This is a genomic window from Vibrio sp. 1731 (assembly GCF_033339955.1).
GTDB lineage: Bacteria > Pseudomonadota > Gammaproteobacteria > Enterobacterales > Vibrionaceae > Vibrio > Vibrio alginolyticus.
Genome location: NZ_JAWOVO010000009.1, coordinates 141,995 through 165,936, shown reverse-complemented (window position 1 = coordinate 165,936; position 23,942 = coordinate 141,995). Strand labels below are relative to the sequence as shown.

22 protein-coding genes are annotated in these 23,942 nt (G+C 44.5%); 5 read left to right on the top strand and 17 right to left on the bottom strand.

What is annotated here, in order from left to right; translation table 11 throughout:
- Positions 1-214: 214 nt before the first annotated feature.
- Positions 215-1,192 carry a hypothetical protein gene (locus tag R7035_RS12900; RefSeq protein ID WP_149191601.1) on the top strand — a complete coding sequence of 326 codons (978 nt, stop codon included), beginning with the start codon at positions 215-217 and terminating at the stop codon, positions 1,190-1,192.
- Positions 1,193-1,223: 31 nt separating this feature from the next.
- Here R7035_RS12900 and accD read toward each other — a convergent pair whose 3' ends face one another.
- The gene (gene accD, locus R7035_RS12895; protein ID WP_017821534.1) at positions 1,224-2,087 is read right to left on the bottom strand and encodes an acetyl-CoA carboxylase, carboxyltransferase subunit beta; all 864 of its coding nucleotides are present in this window, start codon (positions 2,085-2,087) and stop codon (positions 1,224-1,226) included.
- Positions 2,088-2,228: 141 nt separating this feature from the next.
- Here accD and R7035_RS12890 point away from each other — a divergent pair, with 141 nt between their 5' ends.
- Positions 2,229-3,128 (top strand): LysR family transcriptional regulator, encoded by a 900-nt coding sequence (locus R7035_RS12890; protein ID WP_017821535.1) that lies wholly within the window; start codon positions 2,229-2,231, stop codon positions 3,126-3,128.
- Positions 3,129-3,275: 147 nt separating this feature from the next.
- Here R7035_RS12890 and R7035_RS12885 read toward each other — a convergent pair whose 3' ends face one another.
- Complete coding sequence (locus R7035_RS12885) at positions 3,276-4,835, bottom strand: methyl-accepting chemotaxis protein (RefSeq protein WP_170893355.1); 1,560 nt, start codon at positions 4,833-4,835, stop codon at positions 3,276-3,278.
- A 550-nt stretch (positions 4,836-5,385) separates the two neighbouring features.
- Positions 5,386-6,462, bottom strand: a complete 1,077-nt coding sequence (locus R7035_RS12880) for a nickel/cobalt efflux protein RcnA (protein WP_161441390.1) — start codon at positions 6,460-6,462, stop codon at positions 5,386-5,388.
- Between the two features lie 135 nt (positions 6,463-6,597).
- Here R7035_RS12880 and rcnR point away from each other — a divergent pair, with 135 nt between their 5' ends.
- A complete protein-coding gene (gene rcnR, locus R7035_RS12875; protein ID WP_005375370.1) occupies positions 6,598-6,870 on the top strand; it encodes a Ni(II)/Co(II)-binding transcriptional repressor RcnR in 273 nt (90 codons plus the stop codon).
- A gap of 266 nt (positions 6,871-7,136) precedes the next feature.
- Here rcnR and R7035_RS12870 read toward each other — a convergent pair whose 3' ends face one another.
- The 6 genes from R7035_RS12870 to ltnD form a co-directional block, all read right to left on the bottom strand.
- Entirely contained in the window at positions 7,137-8,630 is a 1,494-nt protein-coding gene (locus tag R7035_RS12870; RefSeq protein WP_170893356.1) for a GntP family permease, read from the bottom strand.
- Positions 8,630-9,589, bottom strand: a complete 960-nt coding sequence (gene denD / locus R7035_RS12865; RefSeq protein WP_170893357.1) for a D-erythronate dehydrogenase — start codon at positions 9,587-9,589, stop codon at positions 8,630-8,632. Before denD ends, R7035_RS12870 begins: the two co-directional genes overlap by 1 nt.
- Before the next feature lie 61 nt (positions 9,590-9,650).
- The gene (gene otnI, locus R7035_RS12860) at positions 9,651-10,427 is read right to left on the bottom strand and encodes a 2-oxo-tetronate isomerase (RefSeq protein WP_005375365.1); all 777 of its coding nucleotides are present in this window, start codon (positions 10,425-10,427) and stop codon (positions 9,651-9,653) included.
- Complete coding sequence (locus R7035_RS12855; protein ID WP_005385078.1) at positions 10,427-11,074, bottom strand: aldolase; 648 nt, start codon at positions 11,072-11,074, stop codon at positions 10,427-10,429. Before R7035_RS12855 ends, otnI begins: the two co-directional genes overlap by 1 nt.
- An 11-nt stretch (positions 11,075-11,085) precedes the next feature.
- Positions 11,086-12,342 (bottom strand): 3-oxo-tetronate kinase, encoded by a 1,257-nt coding sequence (gene otnK / locus R7035_RS12850; RefSeq protein WP_170893389.1) that lies wholly within the window; start codon positions 12,340-12,342, stop codon positions 11,086-11,088.
- A 25-nt stretch (positions 12,343-12,367) separates the two neighbouring features.
- Positions 12,368-13,276, bottom strand: a complete 909-nt coding sequence (ltnD, locus tag R7035_RS12845) for an L-threonate dehydrogenase (RefSeq protein ID WP_064354560.1) — start codon at positions 13,274-13,276, stop codon at positions 12,368-12,370.
- A 274-nt stretch (positions 13,277-13,550) separates the two neighbouring features.
- Here ltnD and R7035_RS12840 point away from each other — a divergent pair, with 274 nt between their 5' ends.
- The gene (locus tag R7035_RS12840; protein ID WP_005375354.1) at positions 13,551-14,309 is read left to right on the top strand and encodes a DeoR/GlpR family DNA-binding transcription regulator; all 759 of its coding nucleotides are present in this window, start codon (positions 13,551-13,553) and stop codon (positions 14,307-14,309) included.
- A gap of 177 nt (positions 14,310-14,486) precedes the next feature.
- Here R7035_RS12840 and R7035_RS12835 read toward each other — a convergent pair whose 3' ends face one another.
- The 6 genes from R7035_RS12835 to ppiC all read right to left on the bottom strand — a co-directional run bounded on the left by R7035_RS12835 (position 14,487) and on the right by ppiC (position 21,541).
- On the bottom strand, positions 14,487-16,241 hold the full coding sequence (locus R7035_RS12835) for an ABC transporter permease subunit (RefSeq protein ID WP_081107500.1): 1,755 nt from the start codon (positions 16,239-16,241) through the stop codon (positions 14,487-14,489).
- A 4-nt stretch (positions 16,242-16,245) separates the two neighbouring features.
- Positions 16,246-17,760: an ABC transporter substrate-binding protein gene (locus R7035_RS12830; protein WP_005441857.1), complete on the bottom strand. Its 1,515-nt coding sequence runs from the start codon at positions 17,758-17,760 to the stop codon at positions 16,246-16,248.
- Positions 17,750-18,598: an ATP-binding cassette domain-containing protein gene (locus R7035_RS12825; RefSeq protein WP_170893359.1), complete on the bottom strand. Its 849-nt coding sequence runs from the start codon at positions 18,596-18,598 to the stop codon at positions 17,750-17,752. Before R7035_RS12825 ends, R7035_RS12830 begins: the two co-directional genes overlap by 11 nt.
- Before the next feature lie 20 nt (positions 18,599-18,618).
- Positions 18,619-19,380, bottom strand: a complete 762-nt coding sequence (locus tag R7035_RS12820) for an ATP-binding cassette domain-containing protein (RefSeq protein WP_170893360.1) — start codon at positions 19,378-19,380, stop codon at positions 18,619-18,621.
- Positions 19,381-19,551: 171 nt separating this feature from the next.
- Positions 19,552-20,856 (bottom strand): MATE family efflux transporter, encoded by a 1,305-nt coding sequence (locus R7035_RS12815; protein WP_170893361.1) that lies wholly within the window; start codon positions 20,854-20,856, stop codon positions 19,552-19,554.
- A gap of 343 nt (positions 20,857-21,199) precedes the next feature.
- Positions 21,200-21,541, bottom strand: coding sequence for a peptidylprolyl isomerase PpiC (ppiC, locus tag R7035_RS12810; protein ID WP_080276970.1), 342 nt, complete (start codon positions 21,539-21,541; stop codon positions 21,200-21,202).
- A gap of 214 nt (positions 21,542-21,755) precedes the next feature.
- Between ppiC and R7035_RS12805 the strand changes: the two genes are divergently transcribed.
- The gene (locus R7035_RS12805) at positions 21,756-22,670 is read left to right on the top strand and encodes a chemotaxis protein (protein ID WP_005385059.1); all 915 of its coding nucleotides are present in this window, start codon (positions 21,756-21,758) and stop codon (positions 22,668-22,670) included.
- 80 nt (positions 22,671-22,750) lie between these two features.
- Here the strand turns inward: R7035_RS12805 and R7035_RS12800 are convergent, their stop codons facing one another.
- The gene (locus R7035_RS12800; protein WP_005375333.1) at positions 22,751-23,287 is read right to left on the bottom strand and encodes an ATP:cob(I)alamin adenosyltransferase; all 537 of its coding nucleotides are present in this window, start codon (positions 23,285-23,287) and stop codon (positions 22,751-22,753) included.
- Positions 23,288-23,384: 97 nt separating this feature from the next.
- Complete coding sequence (gene hutZ, locus R7035_RS12795; protein ID WP_005375331.1) at positions 23,385-23,915, bottom strand: heme utilization protein HutZ; 531 nt, start codon at positions 23,913-23,915, stop codon at positions 23,385-23,387.
- Between the last annotated feature and the right edge of the window lie 27 nt (positions 23,916-23,942).

The window sequence follows — 23,942 nt, the reverse complement described above, 5'->3', positions numbered from 1 at the left end:
TAACTCTTCCAGATAGAGTTCACGACAATCAAAGGTTCTAAATTAAATTTTGATGCTTGATACCATCTATTTTTATTTGTGACTCATTCCCAATAAGTCATCGAGTGCATATCAAAAGGTTGGCATTAATGGTAAATTCTCCGCCAAATCAAACACATTTACTCCTCGAGTCATTGATGAGTGAATAAAGCAGATATTTGGCTAGGGATAATACATGTCACTTTGGGGATTTTTGGGAACGGGGATTGCCTACTTCATGACAACATTTGCCTTTGTTTTTGGCGGCATTTTTTGGTTATGTGCTGAAGGTAATACATTAAGAGAAACAAAGCGCCAATCATCAATAATGTCCGGGGTTATTGCTTGTACTATTGGAACTTGGGTGCTTGCTTTTGGTGTTTACGTTTACGGTTACTTTTGGGATAACTCTTCTCACTATTATTTTTATTTGCTCACTCCATGGGGACTTGCCATTTTTGGGGTAAAACTTCGTAACCGCTGGGTTAAGCAATACGCGCGTGTAAAAAACGCAAAAGAAGAACAGTGGCAAAAGCGCTGGCGAGAATTATTAGGGGAAGATACTGAAGAGCTTCCACCATATACACATGATTACGAGCTCTACTCGGGCATTTGGCAAGCCAATGAAACGCTCCGAGAACAGTGTTTTGCAGCCCTTCCTCACGGGAAAGTAGTCTACGAGAGAGTGAAAGCCTTCCAAATGATGGCCTCCCCCGCTGGTGACATAAACAATCAAGTTTTGCTGAGTAAACTCGATCAACTAGAGGATGAAATCATTCAAGTTCTTGAGCAACACTCGCAAAAGAAAGTAAGCATTGAAACTGGCGCAGGTACTTTACACAAAGAGTCAAAACGCAATGTTTATCACCATGAGAATGGCCCAACAGAAGAGCAACTGTACAACTCAATCAACCTCCAACATGATTTGGATCGAGAGCTACGCAACATTATCTATGATCGGCTCGGTTACGATGGCGAAGATGAGTACTTTTTCCTCCAAGCGCCACTCGAAGAGCTTACCGAGAATGAAACCGCAATCAACTGGATGCTCTGGGGGTTAGTAAGCGACCATTTTGCTGTTGACCCATACCAAACGGCGTTGGATCTCAGCCTAATGAATGCAGAACCAAGATGGGGGCAAAATGAACGGTTTGTAATGATTACGGCTCAATAAACGCAAGTACTAAGTCTAACTTTAATACAACCTATTCTGAGACCACCCTCGCGTTGGTTAACTTAGCCAGTAAGCGGCCAACGCGATCGCGCATTTCACGTCTATCGACAATCATATCTAGCGCACCATGCGCTAGTAAAAATTCACTTCGCTGAAACTCGTCTGGTAGCTTTTCACGTACCGTTTGCTCAATGACCCGTCTTCCCGCAAAGCCAATACTTGCTTTAGGTTCACCAATATTGATGTCTCCTAACATCGCTAAACTCGCCGAGACGCCACCATAAGTTTGGTCCGTCAATACTGAGATATAGGGTAATCTGTGCTCAGATAAGTGGTTTAACGCGGCGCTGGTTTTTGACATTTGCATGAGTGCCACCAAAGACTCTTGCATGCGCGCCCCTCCGCAAGCGGAAAAACATACTAACCCAGATTTTGTATTAATTGCGCTTTCAACTGCTCGGACAAACTTCTCGCCAACCACTGCGCCCATCGAGCCTGCCATGAAAGAGAATTCGAATGCACACGCAACAACAGGCAGCCCCAATAACTTGCCCTCCATCACCACCAACGCATCTTTTTCTCCAGTCGTTTTCTGTGCTAAAGCAATTCGCTCTTTATATCGCTTTAAGTCTTTAAAACCCAAAATATCTTGTGGCTCCAACTCACTTGCCAACTCTTGTTGTGTTCCATGGTCCAGAAAAGAGATCAACCTTTGACGCGCAGCCATTCTCATGTGATATGAGCATTTAGGGCATACTTCCAAATTTTCTTTTAACGCGGCACGATAAAGTATTTGTTCACACTCAGGACACTTTGTCCAAACGCCCTCAGGGATAGACGCTTTGCGCGAACCTATTATATTTTTATTCTCAAATAACCGTTCTAACCAGCTCATAAATTCACCACTATTGATTACGTTCTAGCGCGATATCTCGTTGTTTGTTCGCTTAAACTTGTAAATAAAATTGTATGTAACTTAGTACAGGGATAAAGTGCGATATGCTGGCTTGATAATCCAATAAAGTGGGATAATGAAATGTTTGATAACGTTGACCAAATCTGGTTAAAAAGTTTTCACTGTGTTTATGAGAACAACAGCTTTAAGCGAGCCGCTGAGTGTTTGAACATACCAACATCAAATGTCAGCCGACACATTGCCCTGCTTGAAGAAAAGTTAAACATTAGGTTGTTCAATAGAACAACAAGGCGAATGACGCCTACCGAGGCTGGAGAAGAGCTCTATAGCAGCACTCGTCCGTTATTGGAGCAACTCAACGCCGCACTAGAAACTGTAACGCGCCACTCGCACACGGTAACAGGGGAACTGCGAATTCTTATGCCAGACACACCTGTACTGGCAAAAGCTATTGTTTCCTTTTGCAATCAATATCCAGCAATCTCTTTGCATTGTGATACAACGCTCGCCCCTAAAGGCGATGCTATCGATGGCTTTGATATAATATTGAGTTTTCACAGAGGTACTTTGTCAGACAGTAACTGGGTGGCGAGAGAGATAAAACGCTGGCCCAGTGCCATTTTAGCCGCGCCTCAACTAATTGAGAAATACGCCCCCCCTTACAAAATTACGGATCTAAGTCATGTTCCCTGCATCACGACGCTTACCGCAGTAAATGGTGCACCATGGGTATTCAGAAACCCTGCTGGGGGCCATATTACTCAAACTGTGCAATCTTCATTCAAAGTAAACAGCGGTCATCTCGCCAGATATGGCGCGTTATCAGGGCTTGGATACGCAATATTGCCAATTGAGTCATGCCAAAATGAGATCAAAAATGGTGAGCTAGAAATCGTCACTCTAGAGTACGAACCTGAGGATTTAGTACTTTACGCCTTTTACTCGTCAAGAAAACATGTAGCTAAGAAAATATCTATGTTTGTTGAACATTTAAAGCAAAACGCAAAACTTAACGCCTAGCTAAGCTTTACTCAACTAATTTATCGTACTCTGTTTTATCGTCTAGAAAGGACAAACACCGCTAAGCGATTTGAGACTCGATTTTTTCAAATAAAAAAGCCAGCAATTAACATTTACTGGCTTTTATTAAAGAGGGTCAGTTGGCGTTTAGATTCTAAACGCTCCTACGTGACGATCGAGTGTTCGCGATAGCTCCGCGAGTTGTTGACTTGATTCTTCTAGTTGCTCACTCGCCGTTAGCGCACTTTTCACTGAGTGGCTGACGGTATCCATGTTCATATTAATTTCGTTTGCTACCGTTGATTGCTGTTCTGTTGCGGTTGCTACTTGAGTATTGATATCTGAAATAGTCGTCACTTGTGCAGCTATTGCTTCTAAAGCCTGTCGAGCTAACTCGGTTTCTGCCGTTCCTTCTTCAATAAGAGCCTTACTATTGCTCATTGAATTCACCGCACTTTGAGCTTCAGTTTGTAGCTGGTGAATCATGTTGTCAATTTCATCGGTAGAATGAGCGGTTTTAGTCGCTAGGTTGCGAACTTCATCAGCTACGACTGCAAAACCTCGGCCGGCATCACCAGCGCGTGCCGCTTCGATAGCCGCATTGAGAGCCAATAGATTGGTTTGCTCCGAAATACCTCTAATCACCTCTAGAATACTACCAATCGACTGAGTATTTTCAGCAAGACTCACGATAATGTTGGAAGTGCTGTTCATCTCGTTTTCAAGATTAGTCATCGCCGTTTTGGTTCTTTCTAGCGTCGTGTAGCCATCTTGCGCTTCATTACTTGCTGCACTCGCAGCATTTGCCGCTCCAGCAGCATTGGAGGCAATTTCATTGACCGTCGCAATCATTTCGTTCATGGATGTGACAACCAGCATGGTTTGCTCGTTCTGCTCTTGCCCTCTTGTGAGCGCTTGTTGAGATTGCCCACGCAAAGCGACAGCTGAACTATTAAGCTCCACACCAGTATTTACAACTTGTGTAATAATCTCATGTACTTTCCCAACAAAAACGTTGAAAGCAGAAGAAATTTGCGCGACTTCGTCATTACCTTTCGCTGGCAAACGAACGGTTAAGTCTCCGTCTCCTTTTGAGATGTCTTGTAGAGCGTCTTTAAGCGCAGAAAGCGGTCTCATCAGTTTATTTAGCAGAAGTGACAGAATCAAAACACACATAACGAAGATCGCCACCATAGAGATCAACTGGTAAGTAATAATTCCATTCGTCGCTTGGCTCACTTCGGTAATAGGAATACCAATATCAAAAGTACCGTATAACTGACCATCCACATAAATTGGTGCCATGATGTCAAACACCCATACTTTCTGGACATCGGCATACCACTTTGAGTACTGTTTAACACCTCTCGTCGCGCCTTCAACAGTATATTCATCGTTATAGGTTTTGTTCAGCTTGTGCTTATCACTGTGGGCTACTGCCGTTACGTTACGGTCAATTACAACGGCATAACTCACGTCTGAACGTTGTTTCAGCCCCTCAACAAGCGATTGTAAATCTTGCATTGGATTAGCTGAGTTCTCCAAAATGTAACTCGCATTTCCCGCTAGAAACTCAGCTTGAACTTGGGATTTGTTTAAGATGATGTCATCGATTTTCTGACTCGAAATTAGGTACGTTGATGCCATACTCGCCACGACAGCAATACCAAACATGGCGCAGACTGCTAATAAGATGATTCTTTTCATTATAATTGTCTCAATACAATTCAATTGATGCTCATTAATCGAGCGCTAAGCCTTTCTTCTCCAAAACCAACCAAACTGCATTTTGGGTCTGTTTGGCAGAGCAAGACATAACTTTATAACTATGTATCTGCTTGGTTCCCGATTACTTTAGACAGAAGGAAAAAAAGTCTTCAAAACGTCACATTTCTACGAGGTCTGGCGAAGGAACGAGTACGCAAAAGGAAACGTTTGCATAGTTAAATTTAACTATGCGACCAAATTGGTATCGAACATTAAAGAAAAGACTTCTAATTAGCGTTTTAACCGTCGGGAGCACTGTGGTCAGTGCTCCCGTTTTATCATTTAGTATCTCAGGTTCAGATATTAGAGCCACAATTGCAGCGGTTGTAATCCGGGATGCTTGGTGAAGCGAGAATGACTTGGTTTGTAGATATGGCAGCGATGTCAGATCGAGTGATTCTCAATCAAGAATCGGCAGCAAAATAGGCAAACCAAGGCATGAAGCTATTACCCATGCAAAAAGAAAGGAAAAGAATCTTTACCACAGAGTTTAACTTGTCAGCGATATGTATCCATGCATACCCATGTACAAACCAACTGCACTGATCAAGACGCCCGATAAGTAAGGAGCTCGACGTGCAACATCATTCAAACCGCTCCATTTAGATGTCGCTTTTTGCACGCCCACTGCTGCCACAACGCCAACAGCAACCAGAGTCAAGGCTAAGCCAATACTGAATGACACAACTAATGTCGCACCAAGAGTCATTGCCTTAAGCTGCAAACAGATAAGCAAAACCGTTACCGCAGCAGGACATGGAATCAAACCGCCCGTTAATCCAAACAGCAGAATTTGCCCATTCGTCACGTCTCGATTCTCAAAGCGTTTTTGAATGTCTAAAGCGTGAGCGCGCTCGTGAGCATCTTGATATTCCTTATCTTCGCTTTCTAAATGAGAACCAGGACGAAAATGTACATCAAAGTCATGGGTATGATCATGGTGCCCGATGATCAAAGTGACAGAAAGTCCATTAGAGACTTCAATGCAAGACGCCGATTCCAAGTATCCATCACGCTCTATAAAGTGATAAATATCAGCAGGTTGATAACCATCACTCGATACCGAAACCTTGATACCTTCAGCAGTTAAAGGTTTACCGCTGAGTGTTCGCAACTGGAAACGGTGATGCTCCCCTTCCTGTGTAATCGAAAGCGAAACATGCCCATGTCCTGTATCCACAACTTGCGTCGTCCAATCGCGAGCATGATCCTGAGCTTTGTTCCAAGCTCGCTCATCGCTCCATGTCCGCCAAAACATCCATACGCCGGTTGTCACGATAATGACCCCAGAGATAAGTTGCATCCATGGTTCAGCCGCTTCAGCGGTGAATTTCTGGCTAATATACATCCCGCCAACAGCGATTAACCATACAATTGCAGTGTGAGAAAGTGTGGCAGCTAAACCCAGCATCACGGCTTGTTTGACCGTTCCTTTCACAGCGACAATGAACGCCGCCATCATCGTTTTAGAGTGCCCAGGTTCTAAACCATGCAAAGCGCCAAGCAAAATGGCACTGGGAATAAAGAACCACCCATTACCTTGTTGTAGTAACGCGACAAAATCCATTGTTGTTCTCTGTTGTTGATTCTAATTTATCGCAAACTATACTCCCCCCTAGTATTAAACACTACCCCCCAGTATAAATTGAGTGCTACATTATCAGTTAGAATAACTCGGCCCGTAACTTAAAGAAGATAAGACATGTCGCATACAACCAGAGATCAAAAGAAGCTCAACACTCGAGTCAGTAAAATACAGGGTCAGGTGAATGGACTTAAAAAAATGCTGGAAGAAGAGCATGAATGCCAAGATGTATTGCAGCAGATTGCCGCTATTCGGGGAGCAGTAAATGGTTTGATGCGAGAAGTAATTAAAGGTCACTTACTTGAGCACGTTGTACTTGAGGAAGACAAAACTCAACGTGAAAAAGATATGGAAGTCGTATTAAAAGTACTGGACTCTTATATAAAGTAACCCTACTTCGCTAGAGTAAAGTCACTAGAGTTAAACTCGAATAGATCCTTTATAGGTAATCGCTTACTAAGCGGGAAATAACAATTCCATTTCATATTGATTAAGTTGAAAACGGAACCTATATCGGTTCAAGTTAAATAGTTTATTTATAAGAACTAAAACGGCCCAAACATAGGGCCGTTCATACTATTAACAATCTCTAAACCATCTGATAAAAATACATGTTGTGATAGGTTTTTACTTTATGGAAGAGTACAAGTAAACCTTTATACCTCTTGTAATTCGACGTGCTTAGCGCTGTAAGATTTTGTAAATGCAACACACCCCAAAAGTACAGCAAGTGGTAACACGGGATCAAAGATTGAACCATGAGATCCGAAGAATAAGTTAAGAATCATGACTAATGAACCACCAATAGCCCAAGCAATTGTTGTTGGAATAGTCCAAATAATGAGTTGTTTCTTAACCTCAGTCACCCCCATTAGTCGATTAACAATATGGAATAGCGAGTCATTAAAGTAGCCAGCAAATAGAGATCCCATCGTAGCTGCCGTCGCTGCGAATAAAAGGTTAACGTCAGGAATATTTACTAAAACTGGGGCAGATATAGAAGCAGCGGTTATCATGGAGACTGTACCAGAGCCCTGAATAATACGAACTAACGTCGCAATAATAAATGGAATCATAACCGCAGAAATAGGAAGCCCTGCAACTTGGTTAGCAATCTCTGCGCCCGCACCCGTTTCACGCAATACGGCACCTAACGCGCCACCAGCTCCTGTTACTAACAAAATGATGCCACAAGTGGAGATTCCTTGTTCCATCTTTTCATTCGCTTCTTCTTTGGTAAGGTTATTACCCAACGTGTAAACCGCTAATAACGTCGCTATTGATAGTGCAATAGTAGGGCTGCCGATAAAAGCGATAAATTGACCAAATGTTGTTGCAGTCAGCCCTTCGAAACCGAAAGTCCCCTCTAATAAACCCATCACTGATTTCGCAAGTATAAGTAAAATAGGGATAATAATTGGAGCGATAGATCTACTTAAAGATGGTAGGTCTTTCGCTTCTTTACTTGCAATGTACTCTTTGTGATCATTAATCAGTTGCTCACTAGACTTCGAGAAATGTTCGGTTGGAATGAATTCAGGAAACTGCTTTTCTAACCATCTTGCATACCAAACAATACCCATGACACAAGGCGCTGCGATCATCAAACCAAAAACTAACATGCTGGCAAGATCGACACCAAAGATACCAGCAACGCCCAAAGGCCCTGGAGTCGGCGGAATAGCGTGATGCGCTACGACCAAGCCGCCCGCCAGAGCAACCGTAAGCGTTAAAATCGAGCGATTGGACGTTTTTGACAAAGACTTCGCAATTGGATAAAGAATGATAAGCGCGCTATCCACAAAGATTGGGATGCTAACAATATAGCCAGTTACAGCAAGAGCGGCCTCTTCTTTCTTTTTTCCTAACCACTTTATAAAATTATAGGCAATACTTTCTCCTGCTCCAGAAGCCTCTAAAATAGCCCCCATCATAACGCCGAGACCGATGACAATCCCTATACCGCCTAATGTTCCACCAAATCCTTTGCTAACGGTCGCAATCGTGTCGTCAACACTTAACCCACCAATAATACCTGCGATACATGCCGCAATTAACATCGCAATTAACACATGTACTTTTGTACGTAATACAAGAAAAACAAGGACTGATACGGCTACTATTAGTCCAATTACTGAGGTTGGTAACATTAGACAATCTCCATATTGTTAACAGAAATAAATTGTTGTAATACATCCTTGAAATTACTGTCTGCTTTAAATCCAAGCTCCAGTTCTTTAGTACAATCAATTTTTTGTGGCCAACTACTCACAATACGATCAATACCCGCATCATGCTCATAAGTAATATAATTAGAAAGTTGTTTACCCATTAGAGTGCCCATTGTTTGAATCATCTCAGCTGGTGTAGTTTGAATACCAGGTAAATTAAGCGTTCTATAGGACAGATTATTTAACTGCTCATAAGGCATTAGCCCTGCATATTGAATATTGTCCACCACTCTAGACGGGCTCGATATCCAAAGTTTTAGCGTAGGGTCTACAGGACAATTTGATTCTTGAGCATTCATAGGCTCACGAATAATTCCGCTTACGAAAGAGCTAGCGGCAAGGTTTGGTTTCCCAGGGCGAATACAAATAGTCGGTAAACGTACGGATACAGCTTTAACAAAGCCTTTACGGGCATAGTCGTTAACCAATAACTCACCTATGGCTTTTTGCGTCCCGTAGGATGACTGAGGATGAAGTGCTGTTATTGGTGTAATCGTTTCCGGAAGATCACCACCAAAGACAGCTAAAGATGAAGCAAACGTAAAACGAATATTAGGGTTTACTTTACGGCAACGCTCAAGCAATAACTGTGTGGTCGTCAGGTTTACAGCTACACCTAAATCAAAATCTTGCTCAGCATGGCTCGATACAATTGCCGCTAAATGAAAAATGTGTGTCGTTTCGGCAGTAATAACTTGGTCTATATTTTCTCGCTTTGTCATATCCATGACTAAAGAAACGACTCGGTCATCAATGCCCTCTAAGCGCGACTTTTGAATGTCGACAATAGTAATACTTTCAGCTTTGTTTTCTTTTAGTAGTGATTTGGCAAGTAGGGTTCCGAGAAAACCCGCCCCTCCAGTTATGATAATATTCATAGTCACGACCCTTTGTTTTTGTAATTGGTTTCAAGTTATTTATGGATAGAAATTAAAATTGTTATAGGTATGGTTTAACCCAACTAAGGCCTAGCTGCGTGCTATGCCTTGGGTTGTATTCACAACCGATCCAGCCTTGGTAACCAGAGTCATCCAAAACATTGAATAGGTGTGGGTAATTCAGTTCGCCTTCCGATGGTTCGTGCCTTTCAGGCACAGAAGCAATTTGAATATGGCCTGTGTATGGCGCCACATCGCGAATCAACGTACTCAGATCACCGTCCATAATTTGTGCGTGATAGAGATCGAGCTGCAATTTCACGTTTGGACGAGCCACTTGTTTGATGAGTTCAACCGCTTCACGTTGATGTGCAACAAAGTAGTTCGGTACATCGCGATTGTTGAGTGGCTCAATCATCAGCTCAACACCATGTTCGGCAAACTTATCCGCTGCATAACGAATGTTTGAGATAAAGGTTTCAATATGCTGATCACGAGTGAAGCGTGAATCAACAATGCCAGACATAGCGTGAACCTTTTTACAGTTCAGTGCCTTGGCGTACATCAACGCAGTCTCGACGCTCGTTTTAAATTCATCCTCACGCCCCGGAATAGCTGCAAAACCTCGTTCACCTGCATCCCAATCACCTGGAGGCATGTTGAATAACGCTTGCTCAAAACCAAACTGCTGTATCTTGCTTGCTAGTTCTTGCGCTTCGAATGCGTATGGAAAAAGGTATTCCACCGCTTTGAAGCCCGCTTGGTGTGCTTTTTCGAAACGATCTAGAAAAGGAACTTCTGTGAACAACATTGTCAGATTTGCCGCGAATTTAGCCATTACTTACCTCTCCCTTTTAGGTCTTGAATCTCAGTATCCGTTAAATAGCGGATGTTGCTGTCTTTAAGAATGAACGCTAGCTTCGCTGTCTCTTCTAGCTCTTCTGCGTTATCCACTGCATCTTCAAAGTCCGTACCCGTGATCACTGGACCATGGTTCGCCAGGAGGAAAGCTCTGTAGTCACTAGCCCGCTGCGCAAGTTCTTCAGCAATCTGAGGGTCGCCCGGGCGCAGGTACGGAATCACTGGCAGTTCGCCAATGCGCATTACAAAGTAAGGTGTGAAAGCTTTGATGGCATTCTCGCGATCTAGACCTTCAAGACAAGAAAGCGCCGTCAAGTAAGTAGAATGCAGATGCACAATCGCATTACACTTTGAGTTATTTCGATAAATCGCCAGATGAAAAGCGACTTCTTTTGATGGCTTTTCACCAGAGATATGGTTGCCATCAATATCCACAACCGAAAGCTCTTCAGCAATCAAGCGGCCGAACGAGGAACCAGTTGGCGTTGCCAGAAAGTGTCCATTAGGCAGCTTTAGAGAAAGGTTGCCAGCGCCGCCAGTCGCATAGCCACGTTCAAACATTGAGCGAGCCATAGTGACCATTTGCTCTCGCAGTTGTTGTTCTGTCATCAATTCTTTATTCATCACAACCTCACCTATTCAAAAAACGACTGTGCTTTGGCAAAGAAGTGTTCATCGCCGAAGTTGCCCGATTTCAGAGCCAAAGAAAGCTCGCCTTCAAGTGACTTCACCCAAGGTACACCAGGTGCGATTTGAGGACCGATATGAAAACCTTTTACGGCTAGGCTTTGGGTTACAACCCCTGAGGTTTCCCCACCCGCAACGATGAAGTTTTTCACACCGTGCTGCTGAAGTTTAACTGCAAGTTGGCTAAAGAACTGTTCAACCGCGTGACTTGAAGCATGCGCGCCAAACTCTTGTTGAATCGCTTTTAACGCCGTTGCATCTGCGGTTGCGTAAACCAGTGGTGCGAACTCGCTTTCGATGTTGGTCATGACCCAATCAAACACTTGATTTGAGTAGTCTTCTTCCGTCAGACACGCCTTCACATCAATAGCAAAGTGTGGCGCTTTTTCTTTGTAAACAGCGACCTGTTGGTTGGTCATGACAGAACAAGATCCAGATAACACAACGGTTGGTGCCTTTTTAGGGTTCCCCTCTTGCTTCGCATCACTTTGATCTTCAAGGTTCTCTATCCAGTTCTTAGCAATACCCGCAGCCAAACCAGAACCACCAGTTACCAGTTTTAGAGACTTCGCTGCTTGGCCAAGTGTGACGAGATGCTCTGCATTGAATGCATCAACCACTGCGTAGCGGTTGCCTTGTACTTTTAGCTCTTCAAAGCGCTCAATTACCGCTTTTGGACCTTGTTCAATTATTTGGAAGTTCACCAGGCCAGATTTGCCTTGAGATTGAGCATCCATCATACGAACTAGGCTTGAATCAGTCATTGGGGTCACAGGGTGATTACGCATACCTGAGTCGCTTAGCAAGTCTTGGAATACAAATAGATGGCCGTTGTAAACTGTGCGACCATTCACTGGTAATGATGGGCATACAATGGTGAACGCTTCACCTAGCTCTGCAAGCAGTGCATCCGTTACAGGACCAATGTTACCTTCTGCTGTGCTGTCAAACGTTGAGCAGTACTTGAAGTAAAACTGCTGACAGCCATTTGCTTGCAGCCACTTAAGCGCAGCTACTGAATCCTCGATTGCCTCATCTACAGGACAAGAGCGAGATTTAAGACTGATCACGACCGCATCTGCGTTTACATCAATCTCTTCTTTTGGAATACCGTTAAGCTGAACTGTGCGCATGCCGTTTTCTACAAGAAAACCTGCGATGTCTGTTGCGCCAGTAAAGTCGTCTGCGATAACGCCTAATAACATCATTTTTTCTCCGTTTTACGTGCGCTTATTTCTGTTTGTTTTCTACACCTGGAAGCTCAATACCATCAAAAATCTTGATAACGGCACTGTCGTCCTCCTGACCAAAACCAGCATTGCTTGCACTCAAAAACATGTTTAGTGCTGTGCTTGATAGAGGAAGTGGAAATTTGAGATCTTTTGCTGTGTCCGATACGAGGTTTAAATCTTTCACAAAGATGTCGACCATAGATTTAGGGGAGTAATCACCATCAACTACATGCTTCATGCGGTTCTCAAACATCCAAGAGTTACCCGCTGCATTCGTCACCACGTCGTACATCAGGTCAAGAGGAATGTTTGCACGTGCCGCTAATGCCATTGCTTCAGCACCAGCTGCGATATGAACACCTGCTAGCAATTGGTGGATAATCTTCACAGTTGCGCCTAGGCCAATCGCTTCACCGATGTTGTAGACTTTAGCTGCCGTTGCGTTGAGTACTGGTTCAAGTGCATCAAATGTGCTTTGCGCTCCCGACGCCATAATAGTCATCTCACCTAATTCTGCTTTTGCAGCACCACCAGATACCGGTGCATCAAGCATCACAAGATTGTGTTCTGCCAATTTCGCTTCAATTTGTTTTGCGTCTTCTGCTGAGATGGTTGCTGAAACCATCACTGGCGTATTCGGCTTAAGCACTTTAGCAAGACCGGTTTTGAACAAGACCGTGTTAACTTGAGCTGCGTTCACAACAAGAACTAGAACCGAATCAAGCTTATCTGCAAACTCAACTGCATTTGTAGAAACTGCTTTTGCACCGAATGAACCTAACTCTTCAAGCGCTTGAGAATTTAAATCGAAACCATAGACATCTAGGCCTGCACGCACACATGACTTTGCGGCGCCCATTCCCATAGAGCCTAAACCGATAACACCTACAGATTGAACTTCACTCATAAAAACAATGCCTTCTGGTCTATTAAACTTTGTTAATTCTTGTTTGGTTGATGTGATTATATGTGAAGATTAATACTAAGACCTCGCTTTGAATCACATTTTTTCACACAAATTAACAATGTCGTGATATATACCTCTTTATGGGCAGAGATATTCCGGGTAGTTAACACAAGCGAAGGCTGTTCTTACAACGTTGAGAACATAATTCACAGATATTCACAACAAATGAAAAGATTGGTAGGATACTGAAAAACAAGAATATAGAAGTGAAACTATGATCCCAGCAGAACGTCAAAGAACCATATTATCCCTGTTATCACATCAAGAAGTGTTAAGCATTTCAGATTTAACCGACCACCTTGGCGTATCACATATGACCATTCGTCGTGATATCGTGAAGCTTGAATCCTCAGGTAAAGTCGTTTCTGTTTCTGGTGGAGTGCAACTCGCTCAAGCTCTACATTCCGAACTTTCCCATGATGCGAAGGTCGAGCAACAAGCGGATGAAAAAATTCAAATTGGTAAGCTGGCGGCTACGTTAATTGGTCAAGACGCTACGATTTACTTGGATGCGGGAACAACCTCTCTAGAAATCGCCCATCAAATAGCAAATCGTAATGATCTTTTAGTGATCACCAATGACTTCTCTATTGCTGCTTTCCTTATGACGCACAGTGAATGTGAGCTTTACCACACAGGGGGAAAAATTGACCGCGAGAACCAATCCACCATTGGTGGAAAAGTCGCAGAGTTCTTGAATGGGCTAAATATTGATATCGCCTTTATTTCGACTTCATCTTGGAGCTTGAAAGGCTTATCAACACCTAATGAAAATAAAGTTCTCGTTAAAAAAGCAATCATCAAGGCGGCACAAACCAATTATCTGATCTCAGACTCAACTAAATACGGTCAGATAGCGAGCTTTCATGCATTAGACATCGAGCAATTGGACGGAATTATTACCGATCGAAACCTATCCGAAGTGGTCACTCAAGAATTAACGGATAAAGGATTACGTGTGTATAAAGAGTAACACTACCTAAACATCTGAGTTCGCGTAACTTTTATACTCGTTAATTTATAGGTGCTTCCAATATACGTAGGCCGTGCTGTGTACTTTCTGGCAGAAAACACATCCTTTTGTTTTCTAAATTACCAAATTACTGATTACATCTGGATATGGAAGCTCACTTCACTTTATCGCTGCTCGTCACTTGTCATCAAAAATCAAATTCACCGCAATTGCCATCAAAACTAAGCCTGAGATTGGTAGCAAGACACCCAATGGTGAGCGCTCTATGTAAGGCAAGTTTTCAGCAATCAATAAGCCCCACTCAGGTTCTGGCGGCTTAACGCCAAGTCCGATAAAACTCAGAGAAGTCAGGCTGAGCGTAATGTAAGGCAAACGCAGAAACGCATGACGAATCAATGGCGGCAGCACATAAGGTAACAAGTAGTAACGGAGTACTCGCCACTGACTGGTTCCCCAAATGGGCGCAAGATGCGTGTAAGGCTGCGCTTTGGCTTCCATCAACAAACTTGCACAGTGCGCCGCTAATGGTGCCCATGACACCATAACAATCGCAATCAAGGCACTGTTTGGGTTCATCCCCGTTAGACCAGCAATCAGCAGACCCGCCACAATGTATGGCACACCTTTGGTGATCTCAATTAAGCCTTGGCTATAACGAGTCACGAAGCCGAGCAACAAACCAATCACCAAACTTAGGAACGTTGCGATGATGCCCATTTTGATTGTCGACATCATACCGCCGCCAACGCGAGCAAGCAGATCTCGCCCGACCGCATCGGCACCAAACGGGGCTGCTAAGCTTGGCGATTCAAGGCGAGTAAATTGGATGGTGTAAGGATCGCGCATTAACGCCCATCCCGCACAACCAATCAGCAAGGCAAAGATTGTGGCACTGACGATGCGTTTGGTAGTGCTTTGGGTAAAACGGAACGTGCTGTGACTGCTGATCAGCTTGCCACTTGTGACACTGTGCCCGAGTAACCAACGTTGCAATAAGATGCTCGCACTGCTGATCAACATCGAGAACACCAGCAACACCAACAAGCCACCTTGCAGCATCGGCAGATCTTGTGACTTCGCCGCGCCTAAAATTAGTCGTCCGATACCTGGAATGGAGAACACCTGTTCCACAGCAACCGCACCGCCGGTTAAACCAATCACCGTCATTGCGATTTGAGGAATCAAGTTACTAACGGCACGCCACAAGGCAAAGCGTAAGATTTGAAACTGACTGACGTTAGCCGATAGCCAAGTGATCACCCAAGGCTCATCTAGTACACGCTTGAGGCTGTCATTGAGCAAGCGCCCGAACAAGCCAGCAGCAGGCAATGCCATTGCCAAACTGGGTAGCCAGAGGTTTTGCACACCTTGCCAACCATAAGGCGGGAACCAGCCCAACCAGATGGAAAACACCATGATCAGCAACGAAGCAATCACGTATTCAGGCAATGAAACCAACACCGAACTGAGCGTGTCATGATGCTTGTCTAAACGATTCTGTTGCCAACGACGCACAGTGTAAAGCACGCTCGCCATGCACATTACAAATGCCATGCCTAGCGCTGTAAGCATCAGTAATAGTGACGTTTTTGCAGTTTGTTGAACGCTCTCCATCACGGATGCGCCACTCACCCAAGAGACACCTAAGTCACCTTGCATGGCAAGCGTCAACCAATCCCACAGTCGCTCAGCAGCGCTGCGGTCAAGTTGAAGATCTTCTCGAATTGCTTGCAGAGCTTCCGCCGTCAGCAATTGTTGAGCACCCGCACGGGCACGCAGGATTGATTGGCTTGGATCGATACCTGCAATATCCGGCATCAAACCCACCAGCACAACCACTACCCCGAGAGACAGGAAGCGCGACAAAAAACGCGTAAACCATTCAGGCATACAAGCGCTCCAACGAGAGCGCATGTTGGCAACAGACGACATCGAGTTAGTTCACCTCAGTAAACTGGTCGATCAGGCGACGCTCACGTGGGTCGCGTTGAGCATTCTTCACGCGGTCACTCTCACCTTGGATTACACGCTCGTGAAGCAGTGGAATCACAGCGTATTGCTCAAGGATTTTGCTTTCTGCTTCGATGATCGCTTGTTGGCGTTTCTCACCCAATGGCTGACGATCAGCGTGTTTCAATGCTGCGTCCACTTCTTCAGAGCAGAATTGTCCTAGGTTGTAAGAACCTTTACAGCTAAAGTCACTTTGCATGTACGCCACTGGGTCACCAGAATCCAGCACTGTTGCACGTGACAACAAGAACGCATCGAACTTACCTGCTAGTGCATCGTTTTCGATTTGTGCATATTCACGAACGTCTAGCTCAACCACAAAGCCAGCCGCTTCAAGTTGTTGCTTTAGCAGCACCGCTACTTCTGGCAACTCAGCACGGTCGGTAAATGTACCGATGGTGATCTTCTCACCATTCGCGTGGCGCATTTCCATGGTTTCCATACGAGGGTTCGCATCACGAATTGGTTGAGCCCATGCCAATGCTGGACCTAACAGACCTTTCGCTGAATCGGCGTGGTTCTCGTAAACCGTTTTGATGATTTGCTCACGGTTAACCGCTTGAGCCGCTGCTTTACGCAAACCGAACTGGCTAAACACATCTGATTTGTTGTTTAGGTAAAGCGTATTGGTACGTGGCATTGCGACTTCGTGCAGTTGTGAAGATTCCATCATCGCGATTTGCGAAACAGGAACGGCTTCAACGACATCCGCCTCACCGGTACGTAGTGCAGCAGCACGAGCAAAACCGTTTGGTACGTATTCAGCAAAAATGCTGTCTACTTTCGCTTTTTCGCCCCAGTAACCATCAAAACGCTTCAGTTTCGCGCTGGTTGTCCCGTTGATTTCTGTCAGAACAAATGGACCCGTACCCGCATTGATTGGCACAACACGACCGTTTTCTTGGTATGCAGCACCAGAAAGGATCGCTAGCTGTGGGCTAGATAGACGGCTTGGCAACAATGGATCGTTAAAGGTCGTTTTGATTTCAACAGTGAAGTCGTCCAATGCGCGAACTTGCCATTCGATACCATCCAAAATGCGTGGCTTAGGTGCGGCATCTAATGCTTTTTGTAGAGAGTTCACAACCGCGTTGGCATCAAGGTCAGAACCATCGTGGAATTTCACGCCCTTACGTACCGTAAATTGCCACGTCATCGGGTCAACTTGTTCCCATTCCGTTGCCAGCATAGGCTCTGCTACCGACTGATCGTTTAGGTTTACCAACGTTTCTGCCGTGCTCCAACGTGATAGTTTGAACGCGTCATCTGAAAGTGGTGACAAACCTGTGCGTGGTGGCTGCATCATGGCAACGCGAATTTCCGTTGCTTGCGGTGCAGCTGCTTTTTCCGCTTCTGGCTTGCTTTCGCCAGAGTCAAAACAACCCGTCAGCAGTGCGCTTAAAGCCAGCGACAAAGCTAACTTGGGAGTACTAAGGTGCATAAGAAACCTCTCCAATGGTTTTTGTGAATTCATTACTTTTGTGTTGAGCGCTCATCAAGGCTCTCGTGATCAAGTGCGATGGGTTATTTGCCACGTTTTGTGCCGTGCCGTGCTCGACAACACGTCCTTTGTCTAACACCAGGATTTCATCGCATAGGGTTTGTGCCGCATCGAGGTCATGTGTCACCAAAATCAGGCGCATCTGACGGCTCTTTTGAATGCCTGCCAACAAGTCGAGAACCTGTTTACGACTGACGGGGTCTAGGCTGCTGGTTGGCTCATCGGCAACCAACACGCAAGGTTCGACAATCAAAGCTCTGGCAATAGCCGCACGTTGCGCTTGCCCAACTGATAATTGCTGCGGGTTGCGATCCAGCAATGTGAGATCCAAACCGACATCCGCCAAAACCTTTTCCACCTTCTCATTGAGCTCTTGCGTCAAACCAATGTTGCTTAACGGCTCCAGTAAGATCTGGCGAACGGTGTAATACGGATTCAAGCTAGACTGCGGCTCTTGCGGAATCAGTTGAATGTGCTGACACAACTCTTGTCGCTGCTTAGCCGAGCTACGCGATAGCGGATAGCCACACACATACACTTCACCAGATGTGGGCTTACGAAGACCGAACAAAAGCTCAATCAAGGTCGATTTACCCGCACCAGAAGGACCAACAATCGCAATATTCTTTGTGTCGATGGCAAGATCCAATTGTTCGAGCGCTTTAAACGGTTTGCCCCCCAACCAACTTGGTTTGGAGTAATAGTGAACACTGGCTTGCTCAAAGCGAACTTCCGCCGATTTAGGCTGCGTGTGCCCGCTCAAGTTGTGCTTAGTCAAAATAGGCTCCAGAGATGAAGTTAAGGCAGCAGTTGCGCAAGTTGTTGGCAGAAAAGATGCGAACTTTGCTGAATGGCTTGCCATGGTGCGCCATAAGCCACCATGGTGTTGTCCGCAATCACCAAGACTTTGTCACACGCCAAAGCCGCAGAGAGATCGTGCGTGATCAACAAACCACTGATGTTGCGTTGCTGAACACTACTGCGGAACAACTCAAGGATCTCCGCTTCGGTGATTGGATCGAGCGCACTGGTAGGCTCATCAGCGATGATCAAGTTGGCACTACCAAGCAACGCAATCGCAATACAAATACGCTGGCGCTGACCACCAGATAACTGGCTTGGATGCTGCGCTAATGTTGCTTTTGGATCCGCAAATCCGAGTTGAGACAACAAGGTCGTCACCGTTTCTCGGTTTGCTGAAGACAAGCGCGTGTTGTTGCCCGTCAATGCCAAACACAGTTGTTGTTCGACAGACGTCAATGGATTCAGCGCTTTAAGTGCATCTTGGAAAATGACCGCGGGACGCTGCGATTGACTGCGTTGCAGCATGGCAGTTTGTGCGACTTCACTGCTGTTAAGCTGGATACTTCCGTCTACCCAAATATCAGACGGCAAAAAACCTGCGACGGCTTTCGACAACATGGATTTACCAATGCCGGAAGGTCCCATAATGGCAAGAACTTCACCTTGAGACAGCTCAAAAGAAATGTCTTTGAAGAGTGTGCGCTCTGAGTCTGTAAGGCTGAGATTATTAACGGAGAGTATTGGTTGAGAAATCACGGCATAAACTAGATGTAATAATATAACATCACAAATAATATCATGCGGGTTAAAGCAAGGAAACCAGTCGGAAAGGTTATTTCATCACCTTTTTCAGATTTATCAACAAGGGCAGATGGCTCCACCCTTGTTATAAGAACATCTAAATTAGGTCATTTGTGACAGTGTGTATTAAAGACACTTTTGTTTAACTTGACCGAGGTATGGAAACAAGAAGACAAAGCGCCCAACGTAGAACAAAGTGAATGCCAGCCACAAACCGTGATTGCCCCAATATTGCACCGCAATAAATTGAGTCACTAAGAACAACACCATGGTTAGAAAGGTAGAGTTACGCACTGGTCGCGTCGTCCCTGTACCGGTAAAGATGCCGTAAAACGTAAGACCAAAACCAGCAACCAACGGGAATGCCAATAACCAAGGGCTCATGTCCAAATACAGCTCAACAAGGTTTGGCAAAGTGGTAAACAACGTCACTAATTGGTGTTTGAACAGCACCAACAACAAGGTCAATACAACGACAAACGCCGCGGTCCATTGCGTGTTTAGCTTAATCACGTTATCAAGCAATGTCGGATTCTTCTGCCCTACTGCTTTACCTGCGAAGACGCTCGACGCATTCGCCACACCATCGAACATGTAGCTGACGATGAAGGTCACTTGCATCAAGATTGCGTTCGCCGCGAGCACATCAGAACCTAGTTGAGAGCCTACACGCGCCATCATGTTGAAGAACACCAGTAGACACACAGTACGAAGCAGCAGATCCATATTGGAAGACGCGATAACTTTGAGATCTTTACGCGTCATTTTTGCGGTCTGAATGTAATCAAACAGCGGGAAGCGACAGGTTTTCAACACCAGCACTGCACCGATAACAAACGTCGAGATTTGTGCGATAAGTGTCGCCACCGCAACACCAGCAATCCCCATATCGAAGTACAACACAAATACGATATCCAGCACGATGTTCAGCACATTACCAAACACTTGCGTGAACAAGGTTTCTTTGGCTTTCGCCTGCCCCATCAACCAACCAATCACGGTGTAGTTCAGCAGCACAAACGGCGCACCAAAGATCATGATATCGAAGTAAATCTTCGCGTTTTCTGCCACGACGGCATCAGGGGAGATAATCAGCTCTGCCCCCATCCAAATCACGGACTGCAACGCAATGAAAATCAAACCAAGGCAGAGCGAAAGCACGAAAGGACGGTATAAGCTGCTCGCTTGATCTTCCGGGCTATTTTTACCTAATGCGATCGCACTTTGCCCAGTCGTACTGACGCGGAAAAAGCCAAACAGCCAATACAAGGTATTCATGATGACGGTGCCGATCGCTACACCACCAATCATCTCAGCCACACCGAGTTTACCGATCACCGCGGTGTCCACCGCCCCCAATAATGGTTGGGTAACAGTAGAAACGATGAAAGGAAATGCGATTTTAAAATAGTCTTTATGAGTCAGGGACATCTTAAATTATGAACAGGGTTAATTTTTATAAGGTCGCTATCATATGCGAATGGCGTCCGAACATGAACCAAAGTTCGCCAGCAAGGAATAGCATTGATAATTGATACAACCAGCAAACGTATTCTCATACCAAAGCTTGAAATAGGATAACGACTTATGAGAAAAGCCAAATTAACTGCATATAAATGAGTTTCTAGTTTGGAAAGATTGGCGTTTGGTGGAGCATGGCAGATCAGAATGTATCTGCCATGTCATAACGGTAGTGATTGGTGAAAAGAGACCGTACAGATGATATTTAATGCTTGTGGGTTTCATCTGACAATGTTTAGGTCGATACCAAGCCTTATGTTCTGTAAAGCACCTTTACAACATGCCAACCGAACTTGGTTTTAACTAAATGCGGCGTTAACACTTCGCCAGAAAAGCACACTTTGTCGAATTGAGGTACCATTTGACCACGGCGGAATTCACCAAGGTCACCACCGCGTTTGCCTGACGGGCAAGTTGAATACTTCTTCGCTAATGTCTGAAACTTTGCGCCTTTTTTCAGTTGCTTGATTATGTCTTCCGCTTGCTCTTTGTGCTTCACAAGAATATGTAATGCGGCTGCTGTATTTGCCATTGATCTATCTCTCACTATTCTGGTCGCGCAAGTGTACCCAATCCTTTTTAACAGACCAAACATTTCTTAATAATAGCTCAGTGGCAAAGGCCAAAATGCACGTGGAATATAAAATCGTCTATATAATGAGTTTAAAATTCAAACAAGTTTTGCTCAGTTAATCACTATTCTCTAAAAGATTGCCTAAAAAGCTCACATTTGTCTCTCCGATGGTTGAAGCCTTCGTCTGATAAGATTAGATTAGACACAATTCGGTGGTATTTATAAGGTTATTTTCATGGCAAAAGTCGTTAGCAAAGCGAATCAGTCTCAGGGCATGTTGATGTTTAAGCTCACCCTGCAACAGAGTTTCGCTATCGGTACGCTAAAAGTCCGTGAAATCGTCCCATACATGCCAACGACGAAGATCCCTTACTCGCATCATCACGTCATTGGAACCGTTACGATACGTAACTTAACAGTACCAGTGATCGATATGTCAGCGGCTGTTGGCTTTCGTCCTATAAGTGAAGAAGAATATAAAAGCTGCTACTTGATCGTGACAGATTGCTTGCGAACCGTAGTAGCTTTTATGGTTCGTAGTATAGAGAAGATCATTGAGTGCGATTGGAAAGCTATTGAAACGCCACCTCCGAGCGCTGGAAAAAATATTTTCGTGACTGGAATTACTCGCTACGAGGACAAAACTGTTCAAATGCTGGATGTGGAACTGCTACTTTCCAAAATTTATCCGCAGTACGAGAATTCAAAGATACCAATGCTGACAGATATTGAGCGAGAACGCCTAAAAGCACTCAGTATTCTATTGGTGGATGACTCTTCCATCGCTCGTAAACAGCTGTGTGACGCACTCGATAGCATCAATATTGGGTATCAAATCTGTAAAAATGGTTTAGATGCATTGGAACTGATGAAAAGTGACGCTGCGGCTCATCGCCCAATTGATATTCTGGTCAGCGATATTGAAATGCCCGGATTAGACGGTTATGAATTAGCATTTGAAGTTCAGAATAATTCCTCTCTGAACCATTCATACCGCATTTTACATACATCGTTATCGAGCGAAATCTGTGTAGACAGAGCTCACCAAGTTGGCGCGCATGAGGCACTTGAGAAATTCAATGCAGGAGAACTAATCGAAGCGATGCTTCGCGGAGCAAAAGAGCTAGAAGCCAAAGCTATGACTTCTTAACTCTTATTGGACGAGTTGATTTGAGAATATAATGCAGTGCTTGTCCTATCCCTGATGCTCACATCCGCTAATTTCTCAGCTCACTTCTTTGGCATCGCGTAACTACGAGAAACGAATTCCGTCTCTTTGACTTGGTGAGCATGATTAATATAAGAAGCTAGGCTGTAAAGTACATTCGCTAATAAGTTCGCGTAACGAAACAAAATAGGTGCGGGCTGCTTCTTACCTGTATGTTCAACGGCAACTAATGCTCGTACCGTTTTTTTAGCTTGGCAACGGCACAAATGCAATTGACTGGCTGCCGGGTGCCCTCCGGGTAGAACAAAGCCTTTGAAGCCGCCATCAATACGTTGCTTGAGCAAAGCATAATCGGCCTTTAACTCTTCAACTTCCGTCTCTGTAATCGCTAATTTCCCGCGAACCGAACCATTTAGATGATAAACATTAGGCTGCATTCTTGTCAGTATATCGCGGCTAAACTCGTCCAACTCCATAGCGAGAACAAGGCCAATACGACTACAAAGTTCATCTGCTGTAATTTCAAAGTCACAAACCGGACTGTCCTCGTAAATAAACGGATAGCAAATCTCGCTCAATTCCTTACTTACAGGTTTCATGCTTTTGTTCCAATATAAAAAAGGGAGTCAGTATAACCTAACTCCCTTTAAACGTTCATTATGCCAAATGATCGACATTCATATGATCGGTTTACAATCAGGCACTTTCGACTTTCTTGTGACCTTCTTGAAGGTGAACAAAATCGACTAAATCATCACCAGACACTTGATACGCCTGACCAAAACCTTTAACAAATAGCCCCGATTCTGGCTTTAAGTTGAACAAAACGAAATCCTCTAGCTGGCTTAGACCATCAATAATCTCACCAAAACGCTCTTTCATTTGTCCAACAACTTGTTGCCACATCTCTGTGTCTCGCTCAACTACATTTGCTACCGCATCAAAAGTTAAGCGCTTACGAGCAAACAGCTGCTTTGAAGACTCTTCATCTTCGATCATCATCAATGAAACATTTGGATTTTCTAAAAGGTTACGGGCATGACGAGCGATTTTAGAAATGAGAACGAAATAACCTTCCTGGTTTTGGACATAAGGCGCGTAGCTTACATTCGGGCGACCTTCTGCATCGACAGTTGCAAGCTGAAGTGTACGGCGCTCCTGACGAAACTCTTTGATCTCTGGCCCTAAACGACCTTGCAAACGCTCTTGTTTAACTTGTTGATCCATATTGATACCTGACTTTACTAATTAGTA

Bases quoted from the DNA above. Each gene is read 5' to 3' on its own strand.
- R7035_RS12900 (WP_149191601.1), top strand. From the start codon at position 215: ATGTCACTTTGGGGATTTTTGGGAACGGGGATTGCCTACTTCATGACA.
- accD (WP_017821534.1), bottom strand. From the start codon at position 2,087: ATGAGCTGGTTAGAACGGTTATTTGAGAATAAAAATATAATAGGTTCG.
- R7035_RS12890 (WP_017821535.1), top strand. From the start codon at position 2,229: ATGTTTGATAACGTTGACCAAATCTGGTTAAAAAGTTTTCACTGTGTT.
- R7035_RS12885 (WP_170893355.1), bottom strand. From the start codon at position 4,835: ATGAAAAGAATCATCTTATTAGCAGTCTGCGCCATGTTTGGTATTGCT.
- R7035_RS12880 (WP_161441390.1), bottom strand. From the start codon at position 6,462: ATGGATTTTGTCGCGTTACTACAACAAGGTAATGGGTGGTTCTTTATT.
- rcnR (WP_005375370.1), top strand. From the start codon at position 6,598: ATGTCGCATACAACCAGAGATCAAAAGAAGCTCAACACTCGAGTCAGT.
- R7035_RS12870 (WP_170893356.1), bottom strand. From the start codon at position 8,630: ATGTTACCAACCTCAGTAATTGGACTAATAGTAGCCGTATCAGTCCTT.
- denD (WP_170893357.1), bottom strand. From the start codon at position 9,589: ATGAATATTATCATAACTGGAGGGGCGGGTTTTCTCGGAACCCTACTT.
- otnI (WP_005375365.1), bottom strand. From the start codon at position 10,427: ATGGCTAAATTCGCGGCAAATCTGACAATGTTGTTCACAGAAGTTCCT.
- R7035_RS12855 (WP_005385078.1), bottom strand. From the start codon at position 11,074: ATGAATAAAGAATTGATGACAGAACAACAACTGCGAGAGCAAATGGTC.
- otnK (WP_170893389.1), bottom strand. From the start codon at position 12,342: ATGTTATTAGGCGTTATCGCAGACGACTTTACTGGCGCAACAGACATC.
- ltnD (WP_064354560.1), bottom strand. From the start codon at position 13,276: ATGAGTGAAGTTCAATCTGTAGGTGTTATCGGTTTAGGCTCTATGGGA.
- R7035_RS12840 (WP_005375354.1), top strand. From the start codon at position 13,551: ATGATCCCAGCAGAACGTCAAAGAACCATATTATCCCTGTTATCACAT.
- R7035_RS12835 (WP_081107500.1), bottom strand. From the start codon at position 16,241: ATGTCGTCTGTTGCCAACATGCGCTCTCGTTGGAGCGCTTGTATGCCT.
- R7035_RS12830 (WP_005441857.1), bottom strand. From the start codon at position 17,760: ATGCACCTTAGTACTCCCAAGTTAGCTTTGTCGCTGGCTTTAAGCGCA.
- R7035_RS12815 (WP_170893361.1), bottom strand. From the start codon at position 20,856: ATGTCCCTGACTCATAAAGACTATTTTAAAATCGCATTTCCTTTCATC.
- ppiC (WP_080276970.1), bottom strand. From the start codon at position 21,541: ATGTTTGGTCTGTTAAAAAGGATTGGGTACACTTGCGCGACCAGAATA.
- R7035_RS12805 (WP_005385059.1), top strand. From the start codon at position 21,756: ATGGCAAAAGTCGTTAGCAAAGCGAATCAGTCTCAGGGCATGTTGATG.
- R7035_RS12800 (WP_005375333.1), bottom strand. From the start codon at position 23,287: ATGAAACCTGTAAGTAAGGAATTGAGCGAGATTTGCTATCCGTTTATT.
- hutZ (WP_005375331.1), bottom strand. From the start codon at position 23,915: ATGGATCAACAAGTTAAACAAGAGCGTTTGCAAGGTCGTTTAGGGCCA.